Origin of the sequence: Lactobacillus kullabergensis (assembly GCF_003151025.1) — a bacterium.
Taxonomy (GTDB): Bacteria; Bacillota; Bacilli; order Lactobacillales; family Lactobacillaceae; genus Lactobacillus; species Lactobacillus kullabergensis.
The window spans coordinates 85276-102081 of the sequence record NZ_CP029477.1 but is presented as its reverse complement, the minus strand read 5'-3'; the positions used below and the strand labels follow the sequence as shown (position 1 = coordinate 102081).

Here is a 16806-nt window from a genome sequence, read left to right as displayed (position 1 = left end):
TAGTAGCCTCCTAGTCCAGATATTTTTTGCTAACTTCACGTGCAATTGTCATTCTCTGAATTTCATTAGTTCCTTCCAGAATTTGAAATCCTTTGACATCACGCATTAGCTTTTCAACCGGATAAGCTCGGGTATAACCGTAACCACCAAGAATCTGAACTGCATCAGAAGTTACTTTTTGTGCTACATCAGTCACATAAAGCTTGGTCATTGCACCTTCTTGACGTACAGATAAATCTTTATCCATCATTTTCATTGTGTTGTTGACTAATAAGCGGGCTGTTTCTACTGCCGTTGCCATATTAGCAAGCATATTTTGCACAGATTCAAATTGAGAAATCGGTTGATTAAATTGTTCACGCTGATTGGCATATTTGGCAGCTTCATTAAGTGCCCGTTGCATAACACCAACGGTCAAAGTAGAAACATAAGCACGTGAGAGGTTAAGGCTGTTTAACGCAATATTAATCCCTCTTCCTTCTTGGCCAATCAGATTTTCGGCTGGCACGTGTACATTTTTAAATCCTAACGGTACTGTATTTGATAAACGCAGTCCCATTTTATCTTCATGCTTTCCTACCCAAATACCTGGCGTATTTTTATCAATCATGAAAGCAGATAAGCCATGATTACCATTATTAGAAGTTCTAAAAATTCCAATAAAAATATCTGCAATTCCACCATTAGTAGCAAAAGCTTTATTTCCGTTTAAAATATATTCATTGCCTTGCCGAACAGCTGTTGCTTTCACAGAACCTGCGTCAGAACCAGCATCAGCTTCTGACATTGTAAAGGCAGCAAAACGACCAGGTCTGATGACATCGGCAAATCTTTGTGCTTGTTCTTCAGTACCAGCTAACATTACGCACCGCAGTGCAACAAATGAAGTAATTAAAGTCAGTGCATAACCTGCATCATATTCAGCCAGTTTTTCAAAAACGAGGGCAGAATCTTCATAAGAAAGGCCAGCACCACCATATTCCCTAGGGATCTCAAGCATATGAAGGCCAATTTTAATTGCAGGCTCAAACAAGCTGGAAGGACAATCACCTTTTAAATCGTATTTCTTAATAATTTCAGGGGTTAGATACCGATCACCAAATTCTTGTGCTAAATGAATATATTCTTTTTGTGCTTGTGTATAAAGTAATGTCATTTTAATACCTATTTAATTGGGTCTCCTATATGACGCAGGCCACTGGCAGCACCACTGGCAAACATCTCACTGATTTTTTCATCACTGTAGCCTAACTCATCTTTGAGTACTTCGCGTGTATCAGATCCCTGAGCACGAGAAGGAGTTAGCGTAGGCTTGCCTTGAGACGAAAAGCGTACTGGATTAGTGGGAATAAATCTCTTATTTCCGGATGGAAATTCCATCAGTCTAATTTCATCATTATCCAAAGCCTCAGGATCTTGGTATATTTCCGTTGGTATCTGACAAGCTTCAAGTGGTAAGTCTTCCTTATTAAAGAGGTCTATCCAATACTGCAACGGTTTTTTCTTAAAAGCGTCTTCTAAAATGGCAATCACTTCATTGCTGGTACCATTAGCATTCAAAGTGTCCATTTTGTTATATCTTTCATCGCCTTTTTCATCATCACGACCAATGTCATGCATTACTTTGTCAAAATCACGGTCATATTCAGGAACACATAGTACGAACCAGCGATCATCAGAAGTTTTATAGGTATCATTAAATGGATTAGTAACCTCTTTACGACTCTTAGGATATACATTGCCATATTGTGCAGAAACCATAGCGATATTTTGCATAAAAATCGCTGCGTGATTCAAGTTAACAACAACCTTATCACCCTTCCCGGTTCTTTGGGCTCTCAGTAAAGCTGCACAAATACCTGCTGCCAAGGTCATTGATACTTGGAAATCACCATAGCCATTTACTGGATTATATGGATTCCCTCCTTTATCTACCGTTGTTCCTTGAACTCCACCACGTGCTTGATAAGCAGTTGCATCATAGCCAGCAGAATCTTTTTTAGGGCCAAATTCACCATAGCCGCGATCTTGTGCAAACACTAATTTAGGAAATTCTTTATGCAGTCCTTCCCAAGTGATTCCCATATGAGCTAAGCTCTTTGTCCTCACAGATGTTAAAAATACATCTGCGGTTTTTAATAAGTCTTTAAAGGCTTGCATCCCTGCAGGAGTTTTCATGTTCAAAGTGATGAATCTTTTATTCATATTAGAAACATCAAAGCCCAAATTTTCATCATCTTCATACTTCATGCCAAAAACTGCACCTTGGGTCCGTCCAGCATCACCTTTAGGAGCTTCAACTTTAATTACATCAGCTCCCCATTCGCCAAGGACTCGTCCTACGGTTGGAGCTGCCAAAAATTGTGTGAGATCAATAACTCTTATTCCTGATAATATTTCGTTAGCCATCTTTTTCTCCAAAACTATATACAACAAAGAGGATTGAACCTTGCAAAGTAAGTTTTAGATTCAGCCCTCCCTGATTTACTCAAATTAATTTAATTGATTGCCTTAAAGACTTGTTATTGGTGTATTGCCACCGTCTTTAATTAATAAACGACCTGCAGTTAATCTTTGAACGGAACGAGGTCCTTCTTCTAACCACATAGCACGACAATCACGGTAAAGTCTTTCAGCAGGTCCATAAGGATTGTCCTGGAAGTAGCCAATACCACCGAAAATTTCAAGCATGTAATCAGAAACTAATTTGACAGTATTGATGCTTTCCAGTTTGGCTAGAGAAGCTTTCTTAGTAATATCCTTTCCTTCGTCATAATCTTTTGCCAAGTCCCATAGCATTAATCTAAGAGCATGAATGCGTGCCCCCATGTCAGCAATTTCAAAAATGATTGATTGCCGTTTACACAGTGGCTTACCAAAAGTTACACGATCCTTAGAATAAGCAATGGACATTTCTAACATCCGTTGAGCCATACCTAAGTTGGAGTCAGCAATATGGGCACGAGAAAGTGAAAGCGAAGAAATAGCTACTTTCATACCCTCTCCTCTCTTGCCAAGCATATACTTATCAGGTACTCTCATATTAGTGAACTTCAAATCAGCGTGTCCAGCACCACGACAGCCCATCATTAAAGGCATTTCGTTGGATTCAAATCCCGGTGTATTTGTTGGAACAAAGAAAGCTGATAATCTTTCATCTCCTTCTTTATCTGGGTCAGTAACTACAATTAAGTAGGTAAAGTCTGCAACATCTGCATGAGAAATCAATGTTTTTTCACCGTTGATTACCCAGTCATCGCCGTCCTTAACAGCTAAAGTATGAAGGTCTGCTCCAGTACCACCACTCTTTTCGGTTAAAGCAAAATTAGCATAGATTGATTTGTCTTGGAACTTGTTCATATACTTATCTTTAAGTTCTTGACTACCAAAATTATCCAAAATCCGCCAGTTCATATCTGAAGCATGGTGCAAGTGCATTCTAATTCCACCCTGAGTTCTTGAAAATTCCTCTTGAACTTGCAGAATTTGTTTTTCACTAAGACCCCAGCCGCCGTATTCTTTAGGCAGTGCAAAACGATATAAATCATGCTTAATTGCAATTGGGAAAAAGTCTTGCGGAAACTTGCGATTTTCTTCTATGTATGGGGTCATCCTGTCAAACTCGTTTTGTGCCAAGTGGCGAATTTCTTTTAAGTAGTTTTCAAAGTCTTCTTCAGGCATTGATTCACCCGGTTTAGTTTTGTGCATAATTGGAGTTTCTTCATATGCTGGTAATACATGCAACTTCTTTTGTTCTGTCATAATACAATCTCCTTTTTAACTTTTAGTAAATGCTTCTGAAAGCGTTTTTCTATCAACAGTTGTATTATGTTTTAAAAAGTTTAGATTGTAAAATTGATAACAAAGTCATAACTATTAATTTTATAAATACCTTTATGGCTAAATATATTAAAAAAGGCGGGATTCTTAGCATTATTAACTGTACAAATTAAAAAGACTCACCAAATATCGGGAGTCAAATCACTATAAAATCAACACTAATAAACTAATATTAATTTTATCAATATTATTATAAATAATTTTTGTAAGCGTTTTATCAAAAATAGGTATAGCATTTATTTATATAGGTATTGAATATTAAAATAATTTTTGAGGTAATATCATGAATCTAAATCAACTTTACTATTTTCGTGAATTGGCAGATCAAAAACAATACACTAAAGCAGCAGATAGCTTATTTATCAGTCAGCCTACCCTCTCAGTATCGATTAAACAACTTGAAAAAGAATTACACTGCAAACTGTTTAAACACAACGGTCATTACGTGCAATTAACTGAATATGGACGTATCTTTTACGATACTGTTACCAAGTCTTTAGACTCTTTAGATCGTGGTAAAAAGAAAATTGAACAGCGTATCAGTCAGGATGAAGGCAATATCCATATTGCTGGTATACCCACTGCAATTGGAACTATTTTGCCTAACTTAACTAAGGAATATCAACAAGAAAGTAATATTTCACCTCATTTTATATACCACGATAACCCTTCATATCAGATTTGCGAAGGCATCAAAAATGGCTGGTATGATATTGGAATTTCCTCATTCGTACCAGAATTTAGTTATTTTACTTATATTCCCCTTTACACTGAAGAAATCATTGCCATTGTTTCAAAGGAAAATAACCTGGCAAAAATAAATGAAATCTCGCCCGAAGAATTACAAGGTGAGTCAATTATTACCTACTCTAAAAAAATTCAGATTGGAAAAGACATCACTAATGCTTTACTGGCCAATGCCTCTGATCTGAATATTACGAACAGGCTTCATGATGAGCTGGCAATTGCAGGACAAGTTTTGACCAACGATATCGTTGGTGTAGTGGCAAAAACTATTTATTTGAGCGGTTTCGACATCCACATCATCAAGCTTGACTTGCCCAAAAATACTCGTCAGGTTTACCTGGTGTATGATTCAAGTCAAAACTTTTCACCAGAAATAGTTGATTTTATTGACTTTCTTAAAAGTCATAAACCAGATATTCAGAAAATTGTCGATAGTATTCCTGTCAAATAAGATTTTAAAAAGGTATAAAACTAATGAATAAAATTTGTCAATTATTGGGAACAAATTACCCTATTGTTCACGAACCTATCCACACCTTAACAGATGGCAAACTAGTTGCTGCTATTTCAGAATCTGGTGCTCTGGGCATCTTAGGTATTAATGCAGGATATAAGGTTAGAAGTGACGCAACTTCAAGCGCTTCTATTTCTAATTCAAATAAAATAGGTACTATTAGCAACAATTCTTTGCTTGATGCCATGACAGAAAGAAACTTAATGAATGAGCAAATTGATCAAACTCTGTCTAATACCTTTAGGCCTTTTGGAGTGGAAATTGCCAGCACCTCATCTAACCCGGAAGATGATCATAGAGCAACCGAATTAGTAGAATTAATGCGTAAAAGAAGGTTGACTGTTGCACTGTTTGAAGATTTTGGTAAAGTTGCATCTAAAGCATGGGTAAATTTGTTACATAATAATGGCATTAAAATTATGCAAATTATTAATAAAATTAATGATATTAGTGCAGCTCAAAGTAATGGTATTGACATTTTAATCTGCAAAAGTAACACCGAGCTGGCAAGTTTTGTTCATCAAGCAGGAAAAACACCAGTTTTAGCTGGGTATGATACTACTAACTCGCATGTTTTGAAAGACGCATTAAGAAAAGGTGCACAAGGAGTTTTTCTTAAGACAGTTTTTGCACTTGCTAAAGAAGCTCCAACTTCACCAATAATCAAAGACAAAATTATAAATGCGCAAGCCCAAGAATTAATTAGTTTTAAAATGAACTCGCGGACTATCTATTCTTTGACTGGAAAATTGCCCCAAAAACTGGCAAAACTAACACAGGATAACGAAGACGGGAAGCAAATTTTTACTGCTGCAGACGGTTATCAGGGATTAATAAACGGTATGGCAGAAGGTAATCTTGAAATAGGGTATACTGATATTGCAGCAGACAGTTATAACATCAAAACTATTAAAACTGCTCACCAAATTATTGCAGAATTAACTAATAACAATTAAATTTATACATATGACTAATTCAATTACAAAAAATGCTCTACGCTCACTCTTATATGAAGTTGTTACCGCACCAAAACCTGGTTTAGTAGACCCTATCAGCCAAGGCCCGCATCCCGATATGAATATTTATACTTTTATTGACAGCAGTTTAAGTTTAGAGGAATATTTTGCTGCTGCTGTTGAAATTGGGCAAAACTTTCAGTCGACTGATTTAACGCAAATGTTTCAGCAATTAAGACAAAGAGGCATTACTGCTGAAAAAGAAATGTTTGCTGCAACGCACGGCGCTAATACACATAAGGGGGCAATTTTTGCTCTAGGCATTTTTGTTTGTGCTGAAAGCTACAGTATGACAAACAATACTGAACTATTTCTGACTATCAGCAAGATGTGTAAAGGACTTGTACAGCATGATCTGATTCAAAATAATGAGTTAAAAACAGCAGGTGAAAAAGAGTTTGAACAGTATCATATTGGCGGGGCTCGTGCTCAAGCTGAACGAGGCTATCCCATTGTACGTGAAGTAGCTTTACCTTTTTTAAAAAACAATAAGGGAACGTTCCAAACGAGATTCCTTGATACTTTAATGAAAATAGCAACAGTTACGGTTGACAGTAATTTGATTAAGCGAGCTGGAAATTATAATGTAACTAACTGGCTACATCAAATGGCCACAAAATACCTAGATTTAGGTGGTTATGCTTCTCCAGCTGGGAAAAAATGTCTGCAAAAATTAAATGATGACTGTCTAGAACACAATTATAGTTTAGGCGGCTGTGCAGATTTGTTAATTGTTACCATTTTTGTAGCTCTAGAACGTGGATACATATAAAAAAGGAAGGCACGAGCCTTCCTTTTTAAAATCAAAATAATATTTATTCCTTTGATGCACCTGTCACTGCATCATTATCTGCAATTTCACTGCAGGCATTGTCAGCAGCAATCCGACCAAAAGTAAAGATATCAGCTAGTGAATTACCACCTAGACGATTACCGGCATGTAATCCACCGGCAACTTCCCCTGCTGCATAAAGACCGGTAATTACTTGATCATCTTTATCTAATACCTGTGCTTTCGGATTGATCTTCAAGCCGCCCATTGTATGGTGAATAGCCGGCTTACGCGGGGTAGCGTAAAACGGCGCAACTTCACATTTAAGGTTAAACGCACTCTTACCAAATTCTGGATCATTACCTGCATCAACATATGAATTATATTTTTTAATAGTATCGACCAAAGTAGCAGGATCCATATCGGCTTTTTCAGCTAATTCTTCTAATGTATCAGCTTTTAAAAGAGTGCCCGCCTTAACTTGAGCTTCGAGTGATTCTTCTGTGGTGTTGTAGGCTGTCTTTTTAATTTTATCGTCTGCAATTAAATAAAATAAAGTTCCATTAGCAATTGCAGCTTTAGCTAAAGTGTCACGCTCAGCGAACTCGTTTACAAAACGTTCACCTTTTTGATTGACCATAATAAAGTTTTCGGGTGGAGTTTGAATACCAGTAAATAATTCACCAGTCTTAGGATCAGAAACTGGCATTAATTGAATAAAGCCCATACCCACTAAATCAGCACCAGCCTCTTGACCTAAGGCAATGCCGTCACCAGTAATTGCTGGCGAATTAGTAGTAGCAATATCATCATCAATGTGTTTCCAATAAGTGTTATAATTTTGCACCATTTTAGTGTTTGCACCAAAACCGCCAGAAGTTAAAATCACTTTTTGCGCATGAATGGTAACTTTACTGCCATCACTACTTTGAGCTATAACACCAGTGACTTTACCATTTTCAATAATTAAATGTTGGGCGCGGGTTTCAGTTAAAACTGTAGCACCATGAGCTTTTACCCAATCACCCAAAACGTGAATAAAGGCATAGCCCATAGGCTCAACTGGCTTATGACCGCGACGCCATAAAGCACCAACCGGCATAGTAACATCAGAGCGATCAAACTTTACGCCTAAATCAGTCAACCACTTAACTGAATCAAGTACGTTATTGACAAGCTCAGTAACCAAAGCATAATTACCATGAATTTCATTACCATTTAGGTCAGTTCTTTTACCACCTAAATAAGTTTGTATTTCATGCAACAATACTGAATCAAACAAATAATTTTTACCAGAATCTACATAAGCCTTAATTTGCTTTTGCAGTTCTTTAAAGTCATCACGATATTCTGGATCAATTTCATCAATTGGAGTTGCAGCTAATTTTTCCAAACTTTCTTTTTCACCCGGCAAAGCTTTAAATTGATTTTGCCACTCAGGTTCAGCAGCATTTAAAGGTCCACCCGCTCTGGTGGTATTACCACCAATTTGAGGGAATTTTTCCAGTACAATTGTTTTTTTACCATTTTGAATTGTTCTAGCAGCTGCAGTCAGACCAGCACCACCGGCACCAATAACTACAACGTCAGTTTGGTATTCTCTGTCAGAAGCATTAGCAGTTTTTGGCTTTGGTCTGTTAAGCCATTCTTGTGCATCTCCACCAGCTTTTGTAATCGCCTGAGCCACACCATCTATCACGCCATGACTGGAAATTGTAGCTCCACTAACAGCATCAACATTTAAGGTTTGATTAGCAATAATTTGCTTGGGCAGACGTTTAAAGACCTCATCTGCTACTCCAGCAGTTTCGCCACTGGAATCAATATTTATTTCCTTGATTTTGTCTTCAGAAAGTTTCACCTTCATAGGCATAAAACTAGAACCATGACCCTTAGCTTTTACTTCATAAGTTCCTGATTTCATCATTAATATACTTCCTTTCTTTCAGTGCTCATTAGTTAAATTTTACTAACTTTTCTGATTAAAATGAAATAGTTTTCTAGTAAACGGGCTATAATAAAATTGTTATTGGAGGCAAAATATGAATAATTCTGAAACTGTCTTACATTTTATTGATGTGCTATTAAAAGAAAGTAATTTTACTAGAGCGGCTAGTGAACTATATATATCACAGCCATATTTGACTCAACTAATTAAGCGAATTGAACATAAATTGGGAACTGAAATAATTAATCGTGAGACTATCCCATTTACATTAACGGAAGCTGGGGTAATTTATTACAATTATCTGGAAACAAAAATTAGTAACAAGCAAAAGTTAGCTGAACAGTTAATTCCCTATGCATCACCGAATAAAGAATTAATCCGGATCGGAGTTTTAGAAAGCCTGGGGACATTTTTATTGCCAGAGCTTTTACCTCACTTTATGTTTACACATCCAAATATTAAAATTCAGCTATCAGAAAACTTTCCTAGAGTAAGTGAAGCTCATCTTTTACATGAGCAAATTGATTGTTATCTGGGTCAAACACCTGAGTCTCTTAATCAAGGATTGGATTTTTATGTTAACGGTGGAGAAAACTATTTTGTAATCATTTCACCAAGATCAAAATACTTTAAAAAAGGTCGATTTATACTTGAGCCAAATGAATATGATATTAAAGACATTTTACAAGAGCCGTTCGTTGTTAGTTCAAGCAATTCTGCAATCCGTCATCAAGTTAATGGTGCATTTCAGAAATTTCATATCAAACCTAATATTATATTGGAAAGCAGCAGTATTATTACTGCAACTAATTTAGCAATAAAAGGAGTAGGACTAACTATTTCAGCTGCCAGCATTATCAAGCGAATGGCTCAAACACCTATTAACTTACTTCCAGTTGATCATAATTTGATTCAAATTAAATATTTTATTGCAGTTAAACATGGGCAAAAACTGAAACCCGGACTTAAGAATTTAATTTCAGCATTTAAGAAACTAAAGATTGAACCAAATATAAGTTAATTATTAAATTTAAGCACAAAAAAAGAGAACCCGCAGGTCCTCTTTTCTCTCTTTGCTCGCTCCGGCTGTCAGACTCGAACTGACGACATCTTGATTAACAGTCAAGCGCTCTACCAACTGAGCTAAGCCGGATTGCTAAAAAGCACGGCAGCGTCCTACCCTCGCAGGCAGTCTCCCACCAACTACTCTCGGCGTGAAGAAGCTTAACTGCTGTGTTCGGCATGGTTACAGGTGTTTCCTTCTTGCTCTTGCCACCGTACTTTTTCTCTCTCTTTGAGCTTCTACGCTCAAAACTAAATATAATCCTCTTTTCAAAAACCTTGATTGCCTTCAAGCTCTGGTCAAGTCCTCGACTGATTAGTACTGGTCCGCTCCAAGCCTCGCGGCTCTTCCACTCCCAGCCTATCTACCTCTTAGTCTTTGAGGTGTCTTACTACTTGCGTATGGGAAATCTCATCTTGAGGGGGGCTTCGCACTTAGATGCTTTCAGCGCTTATCCCGGCCATACTTAGCTACCCAGCGATGCCTTTGGCAAGACAACTGGTACACCAGCGGTATGTCCATCCCGGTCCTCTCGTACTAAGGACAGCTCCTCGCAAATTTCCTACGCCCACGACGGATAGGGACCGAACTGTCTCACGACGTTCTGAACCCAGCTCGCGTGCCGCTTTAATGGGCGAACAGCCCAACCCTTGGGACCGACTTCAGCCCCAGGATGCGACGAGCCGACATCGAGGTGCCAAACCTCCCCGTCGATGTGAACTCTTGGGGGAGATAAGCCTGTTATCCCCAGGGTAGCTTTTATCCGTTGAGTGATGGCCCTTCCATGCGGTGCCACCAGATCACTAAGCCCGACTTTCGTCCCTGCTCGAGTTGTCGCTCTCGCAGTCAAGCTCCCTTATACCTTTGCACTCTGTGAATGATTTCCAACCATTCTGAGGGAACCTTTGGGCGCCTCCGTTACGCTTTAGGAGGCGACCGCCCCAGTCAAACTGCCCGTCTGACACTGTCCCATGCCTCGCTTAGAGGCCCTGGTTAGAGCAGCCATCAAACAAGGGTAGTATCCCAACATTGCCTCCGATAACACTGGCGTGCTATCTTCTCCGGCTCCTACCTATCCTGTACATGTTTAACAGCTGCCCAATATCAAATTGCAGTAAAGCTCCATGGGGTCTTTCCGTCCTGTCGCGGGTAACCCGCATCTTCACGGGTATTATAATTTCACCGAGTCTCTCGTTGAGACAGTGCCCAAATCATTACACCTTTCGTGCAGGTCGGAACTTACCCGACAAGGAATTTCGCTACCTTAGGACCGTTATAGTTACGGCCGCCGTTTACTGGGGCTTCAGTTCGCTGCTTCGCTTGCGCTAACAGCTCTCCTTAACCTTCCAGCACCGGGCAGGTGTCAGCCCCTATACGTCGTCTTACGACTTGGCAGAGACCTGTGTTTTTGATAAACAGTTGTTTGGGCCTATTCACTGCGGCTGGCTTTTGCACCAGCACCCCTTCTCCCGAAGTTACGGGGCGATTTTGCCGAGTTCCTTAACGAGAGTTCTCTCGCTCACCTGAGTGTTCTCCACTCGACTACCTGTGTCGGTTTGCGGTACGGGTACGCAGCTTCTCGCTAGAAGCTTTTCTTGGCAGTGTGACGCTTGAACCTTCGCTACTTTGATTTCGCTCCTCATCACGCCTTGTGCTTTTCGGCAACAAGCATTTGACTCATTACCACACTTAACGCTTGAACATGGCTTCCAGCGCCATGCGTTCTTTGCCTCCTGCGTCCCTCCTTCGCTGTTAACGAAGCTGCGCAGTACAGGAATTTCTACCTGTTGTCCATCGACTACGCCTTTCGGCCTTGCCTTAGGTCCCGACTTACCCTGGGCGGACGAGCCTGCCCCAGGAAACCTTAGTCTTTCGGCGGACAGGATTCTCACCTGTCTTGCGCTACTCATACCGGCATTCTCACTTCTAAACGCTCCACTTATCTTCTCAGTTAAGCTTCGCCGCATTTAGAACGCTCTCCTACCACGTGCATTCCTGCACATCCACAGTTTCGGTACTATGCTTAGCCCCGGTAAATTTTCGGCGCAGCGTCACTCGACTAGTGAGCTATTACGCACTCTTTTAATGATGGCTGCTTCTGAGCCAACATCCTAGTTGTCTACGCAACTCCACATCCTTTTCCACTTAGCATAGATTTGGGGACCTTAACTGGTGATCTGGGCTGTTTCCCTTTCGACTACGGATCTTATCACTCGCAGTCTGACTCCAGTGCCCCGATCTCTGGAATTCGCAGTTTATCTGAATTCAGTAACCCCTGACGGGCCCTTCGTCCAAACAGTGCTCTACCTCCATGATCGTCCTGGCACCAGGCTAGCCCTAAAGCTATTTCGGAGAGAACCAGCTATCTCCAAGTTCGTTTGGAATTTCACCGCTACCCGCAACTCATCCCCGCAATTTTTAACTTACGTGGGTTCGGTCCTCCAGTGCGCTTTACCGCACCTTCAACCTGGTCATGGGTAGGTCACTTGGTTTCGGGTCTACGTCAGCTAACTGCTGCGCCCTCTTCAGACTCGCTTTCGCTCCGGCTCCGTCTTTTCTGACTTAACCTCGCTAGCTAACGTAACTCGCCGGTTCATTCTACAAAAGGCACGCCATCACCCTTTAATGGGCTTTGACTATTTGTAGGCACACGGTTTCAGGTTCTCTTTCACTCCCCTCCCGGGGTTCTTTTCACCTTTCCCTCACGGTACTGGTTCACTATCGGTCACAATGTAGTATTTAGCCTTGCGAGATGGTCCTCGCTGCTTCAATCGGGATTCCTCGTGTCCCGACCTACTCAGGATCCTGCTCGGCGCGCTCCGGATTTCGCTTACGGGGCTCTCACCCTCTCTGGCTTACCTTCCCAGATAATTCTGCTATCCTTTGCGCTGCCTTATTGCAGTCCTACAACCCCAAATGATAAATCATCTGGTTTGGGCTCTTTCCTCTTCGCTCGCCGCTACTAAGGAAATCGATTTTTCTTTCTCTTCCTGCAGCTACTTAGATGTTTCAGTTCGCTGCGTCTTGCCCCATACGGCTATTTGTTCACCGCCTGGTAATGCATCTGCATGCATTGGGTTCCCCCATTCGGATGTCTCCGGATCGCTGCGTACTTACCGCTCCCCGAAGCCTTTCGTGGTTCGTCACGTCCTTCTTCGCCTCATTGTGCCTAGGCATTCACCGTGCGCCCTTCTTTACTTGACCTTACTCAAGATACTCTCTCGGTCGCTCTTTGGCAATCTCTTCTCTTTTGATTGTTTCTCGGTTTTTTCTTGGATTATATTCAGTTTTCAATGTACTAACTCGTTTGAGGTATTACCCTCAAAACTAAACAATGTCTTCCCTACTCATGTGCTTCCGTGCGCTCGCCGGACTTCTCTTAGCATTCCTGCTCTCCGTCTCGGCTTGCTCTTTCCTTAGAAAGGAGGTGATCCAGCCGCAGGTTCTCCTACGGCTACCTTGTTACGACTTCACCCTAATCATCTGTCCTGCCTTAGACGGCTGACTCCTTTGCAGGTTATCCTACCGGCTTTGGGCATTACAGACTCTCATGGTGTGACGGGCGGTGTGTACAAGGCCCGGGAACGTATTCACCGCGGCGTGCTGATCCGCGATTACTAGCGATTCCAGCTTCATGCACTCGAGTTGCAGAGTGCAATCCGAACTGAGATTAGCTTTCAGAGATTCGCTTGCCTTTGCAGGTTCGCTGCTCGTTGTACTAACCATTGTAGCACGTGTGTAGCCCAGGTCATAAGGGGCATGATGACTTGACGTCGTCCCCACCTTCCTCCGGTTTGTCACCGGCAGTCTCATTAGAGTGCCCAACTTAATGCTGGCAACTAATAATAAGGGTTGCGCTCGTTGCGGGACTTAACCCAACATCTCACGACACGAGCTGACGACAGCCATGCACCACCTGTCTTAGCGTTCCCGAAGGAAACATCCTATCTCTAGGACTGGCACTAGATGTCAAGACCTGGTAAGGTTCTTCGCGTTGCTTCGAATTAAACCACATGCTCCACCGCTTGTGCGGGCCCCCGTCAATTCCTTTGAGTTTTAACCTTGCGGTCGTACTCCCCAGGCGGAGTGCTTAATGCGTTAGCTGCAGCACTGAGAGGCGGAAACCTCCCAACACTTAGCACTCATCGTTTACGGCATGGACTACCAGGGTATCTAATCCTGTTCGCTACCCATGCTTTCGAACCTCAGCGTCAGTTACAGACCAGAGAGCCGCCTTCGCCACTGGTGTTCTTCCATATATCTACGCATTCCACCGCTACACATGGAGTTCCACTCTCCTCTTCTGCACTCAAGAAAAATAGTTTCAGCTGCAGTTCCCCAGTTAAGCTGAGGGCTTTCACAGCTGACTTATTCTCCCGCCTGCGTTCGCTTTACGCCCAATAAATCCGGACAACGCTTGCCACCTACGTATTACCGCGGCTGCTGGCACGTAGTTAGCCGTGACTTTCTGGTTGATTACCGTCAAACAGAGACCAGTTGCTTTCCCTGTCCTTCTTCACCAACAACAGAGCTTTACGATCCGAAAACCTTCTTCACTCACGCGGCGTTGCTCCATCAGACTTGCGTCCATTGTGGAAGATTCCCTACTGCTGCCTCCCGTAGGAGTTTGGGCCGTGTCTCAGTCCCAATGTGGCCGGTCAGTCTCTCAACTCGGCTATGCATCATCGCCTTGGTAGGCCGTTACCTTGCCAACTAGCTAATGCACCGCGGGCCCATCCTGTAGTGACAGCTTTAAAGCCGCCTTTCCCAGCTTGAGCATGCGCTCTTGCTGCTTATTTGGTATTAGCACCTGTTTCCAAGTGGTATCCCAAGCTATAGGGCAGGTTGCCCACGTGTTACTCACCCATCCGCCGCTCGCGCTCTTGACTTCCTACCGAAGTATTCCGTTAAGATTGCTCGCTCGACTTGCATGTATTAGGCACGCCGCCAGCGTTCGTCCTGAGCCAGGATCAAACTCTCATTTTTTTAATGTTTGTTTGAATGTTTGCTCATTCGTTCCAAGATTCGCATCTCGGATTTATTTGCTTGCGAAATTGACTTCGCTCTTTTGTTTTGGGTTCTGTTAAACCCGCACATTTTTGCGAAAACATTGTTCAGTTTTCAAGGTACTACCTGCTGCCTTCTTTAAAACAGCTTTTTTATTTTCCCAGATTCAGCCGCTTTTGTCAAGCACTTTTTTCTGGGAGCTTTTTGCCGTCTTGCCCGACAGCGTTTATTATCTTACTAAAGCAGCTCGCTTTTGTCAACTGCTTTTGCTCGATTTTTTGTGTTGCCTCTTAGGCCTCTTGCCTTGCGGCTCATTGCCCGACGACAGTTATTAATACTAGCAATTATTTTTATCTTTTGCAAGTCTTTTTTATCATTTTTTCTGTTAAAACCAAAAAGCCTTAACTATCTGGCACTTTTAAGAAAAAGTAAAACCTCTTTTTCCAAATATTTCATTCGCATTACCCTTGGTATTCTTTTGTGAGAGTTTTAAATGGTTAAAAGCACCACTTTTCAATGTCATAATAAAACAAAGTATTTTCAGACGAATTACAAACGTTATCTAAATTTAATCTTTTCGTATTCCCCAAATTAATTTTAAAGTCTTATAATACTACTATATTTTAAGGAGAAAAGAATTATTTTGAAGCATAAATTTATTACAATTGTGGCTTCCCTAGTTATTGCTGCCTCACCTTTAGTTACTGCAACCAGTCAGGTTAGTGCAGCAACTGCCACTAATAATAAGCAGACTGAAATGTACAATTTTGTTAGAGATACTTTTAAAAAGCACAATGTTCGTGGCATAGTCACAGTAGTACAAAACGGGGTTCCACAAACAATCAGCTACGGTTATGCCTGGTATGGCAAAAGAATTGGTAATGGCAGCAGCAAAATTGTTTATCCCACCGCTTCACTGCAAAAAGTAATTACTGGTGCAATGATAGTTCAACTAATTAATGAAACCAAGGGCACCAAAGACGAATTTACTCAATACACCAAAATATCTCGCTGGTACCCTAACCTCAAGAATGCCGATAATATTACTGTAGGAAATCTGCTGACCCATACTTCTGGAATTATGGCTACTAAAACAGAAATAGACAGAGGCTATAATTATTCAGAAGACAATGCTATTAACTGGGTGGTTAATAATATCAATGCCTCAGCATCTGACATAATAGGTAATTATCACTACAATAATAGTAACTATATTTTACTCACCGGTATCATTAGGCAAGTTACAGGCAAGTCTTACGAAGATAACTTGCAAACCCGCATTATTGATAAGCTAAATTTGAAAAATACTTATCTTTACCAAAACATCCCTAAGAAAATGACTGATCCAATTTCATACTATTCAAATGGGAGTAAGAACTATCAAAAAGCAACTTATCTCAAAAAAAGCTTGGTTTCACAAATTCCTGGTGCTGGCAATCTTTTTACTACCACAGCAGAATATTACAAGATTCAGGTGGGCTTAACAGACGGCACAGTTTTAAATAAAGATGATTTCTATTATTTGACTCACCTAAAAAGCAAAGTAGTTAACTATTCAGGTGGAATGTACCTATACAATAATGATAATATTAGAAACGCCTATGGCAGCTTTAAGGGACAGCATTTTGGCACCTGGGTGCAGCTAACTGCTGATAATCAAAATGGAATTGTTATGTTTTTAAATCAAACTAACGATAATGAAAATGATCAAAAAGATGTAGGATACGAAATCCTGAAACGTATCAAACCTAATACTTTTGTAGAGCGCTAGGTTTTTATCAAAAAATTAGCTAAAGTGATTTCCTACTTACATATCAAAAGGACTAATAAATCAGCATTTATCAACGTGATTTGTTGGTCCTTTGTTTTGTAATAATCCTTTTAATATTTAAAAATATT

Annotated in this window: 9 protein-coding genes, 1 tRNA gene and 3 rRNA genes; 5 read left to right on the top strand and 8 right to left on the bottom strand. The window is 40.8% G+C overall.

Annotated elements, in window-relative coordinates; translation table 11 throughout:
* Positions 1–10: 10 nt before the first annotated feature.
* The 3 genes from DKL58_RS00465 to DKL58_RS00455 all read right to left on the bottom strand — a co-directional run bounded on the left by DKL58_RS00465 (position 11) and on the right by DKL58_RS00455 (position 3762).
* Complete coding sequence (locus DKL58_RS00465) at positions 11–1156, bottom strand: acyl-CoA dehydrogenase family protein (protein WP_109585695.1); 1146 nt, start codon at positions 1154–1156, stop codon at positions 11–13.
* 8 nt (positions 1157–1164) lie between these two features.
* The gene (locus DKL58_RS00460; RefSeq protein WP_109585694.1) at positions 1165–2409 is read right to left on the bottom strand and encodes a CaiB/BaiF CoA transferase family protein; all 1245 of its coding nucleotides are present in this window, start codon (positions 2407–2409) and stop codon (positions 1165–1167) included.
* Between the two features lie 102 nt (positions 2410–2511).
* Positions 2512–3762, bottom strand: coding sequence for an acyl-CoA dehydrogenase family protein (locus DKL58_RS00455; protein WP_199699932.1), 1251 nt, complete (start codon positions 3760–3762; stop codon positions 2512–2514).
* A gap of 361 nt (positions 3763–4123) precedes the next feature.
* Between DKL58_RS00455 and DKL58_RS00450 the strand changes: the two genes are divergently transcribed.
* From DKL58_RS00450 to DKL58_RS00440, 3 genes are read left to right on the top strand one after another with little or no spacing between them, the layout of a single operon-like run.
* On the top strand, positions 4124–5038 hold the full coding sequence (locus tag DKL58_RS00450; RefSeq protein WP_109585693.1) for a LysR family transcriptional regulator: 915 nt from the start codon (positions 4124–4126) through the stop codon (positions 5036–5038).
* Between the two features lie 23 nt (positions 5039–5061).
* Positions 5062–6057, top strand: coding sequence for a nitronate monooxygenase (locus DKL58_RS00445; RefSeq protein WP_109585692.1), 996 nt, complete (start codon positions 5062–5064; stop codon positions 6055–6057).
* Positions 6058–6067: 10 nt separating this feature from the next.
* A complete protein-coding gene (locus DKL58_RS00440) occupies positions 6068–6889 on the top strand; it encodes a triphosphoribosyl-dephospho-CoA synthase (protein ID WP_109585691.1) in 822 nt (273 codons plus the stop codon).
* Positions 6890–6932: 43 nt separating this feature from the next.
* Here DKL58_RS00440 and DKL58_RS00435 read toward each other — a convergent pair whose 3' ends face one another.
* Positions 6933–8813 (bottom strand): flavocytochrome c, encoded by a 1881-nt coding sequence (locus DKL58_RS00435; protein WP_109586974.1) that lies wholly within the window; start codon positions 8811–8813, stop codon positions 6933–6935.
* A 118-nt stretch (positions 8814–8931) separates the two neighbouring features.
* Here DKL58_RS00435 and DKL58_RS00430 point away from each other — a divergent pair, with 118 nt between their 5' ends.
* Positions 8932–9858: a LysR family transcriptional regulator gene (locus tag DKL58_RS00430; RefSeq protein WP_109585690.1), complete on the top strand. Its 927-nt coding sequence runs from the start codon at positions 8932–8934 to the stop codon at positions 9856–9858.
* A 59-nt stretch (positions 9859–9917) separates the two neighbouring features.
* On the opposite strand, the gene DKL58_RS00425 is transcribed toward DKL58_RS00430, so the two are convergent.
* From DKL58_RS00425 to DKL58_RS00410, 4 genes are all read right to left on the bottom strand, one after another.
* Positions 9918–9990: transfer RNA gene (locus tag DKL58_RS00425), tRNA-Asn, on the bottom strand.
* A gap of 10 nt (positions 9991–10000) precedes the next feature.
* Positions 10001–10117: ribosomal RNA gene (gene rrf, locus DKL58_RS00420) — 5S ribosomal RNA — on the bottom strand.
* 78 nt (positions 10118–10195) lie between these two features.
* Positions 10196–13104 (bottom strand): 23S ribosomal RNA (locus DKL58_RS00415).
* Between the two features lie 216 nt (positions 13105–13320).
* A 16S ribosomal RNA gene (locus DKL58_RS00410) occupies positions 13321–14886 on the bottom strand.
* The 16S, 23S and 5S rRNA genes sit together here with 1 tRNA gene alongside, the layout of an rRNA operon.
* A gap of 664 nt (positions 14887–15550) precedes the next feature.
* On the opposite strand from DKL58_RS00410, the gene DKL58_RS00405 reads away from it, so the two are divergent.
* Positions 15551–16678, top strand: coding sequence for a serine hydrolase domain-containing protein (locus DKL58_RS00405; protein WP_045927334.1), 1128 nt, complete (start codon positions 15551–15553; stop codon positions 16676–16678).
* Positions 16679–16806: the final 128 nt, after the last annotated feature.

What these genes read in the sequence shown, in the direction of transcription:
- DKL58_RS00465 (WP_109585695.1), bottom strand. Translation starts at nt 1,156, where the DNA reads ATGACATTACTTTATACACAAGCACAAAAAGAATATATTCATTTAGCA.
- DKL58_RS00460 (WP_109585694.1), bottom strand. Translation starts at nt 2,409, where the DNA reads ATGGCTAACGAAATATTATCAGGAATAAGAGTTATTGATCTCACACAA.
- DKL58_RS00455 (WP_199699932.1), bottom strand. Translation starts at nt 3,762, where the DNA reads ATGACAGAACAAAAGAAGTTGCATGTATTACCAGCATATGAAGAAACT.
- DKL58_RS00450 (WP_109585693.1), top strand. Translation starts at nt 4,124, where the DNA reads ATGAATCTAAATCAACTTTACTATTTTCGTGAATTGGCAGATCAAAAA.
- DKL58_RS00445 (WP_109585692.1), top strand. Translation starts at nt 5,062, where the DNA reads ATGAATAAAATTTGTCAATTATTGGGAACAAATTACCCTATTGTTCAC.
- DKL58_RS00440 (WP_109585691.1), top strand. Translation starts at nt 6,068, where the DNA reads ATGACTAATTCAATTACAAAAAATGCTCTACGCTCACTCTTATATGAA.
- DKL58_RS00435 (WP_109586974.1), bottom strand. Translation starts at nt 8,813, where the DNA reads ATGAAATCAGGAACTTATGAAGTAAAAGCTAAGGGTCATGGTTCTAGT.
- DKL58_RS00430 (WP_109585690.1), top strand. Translation starts at nt 8,932, where the DNA reads ATGAATAATTCTGAAACTGTCTTACATTTTATTGATGTGCTATTAAAA.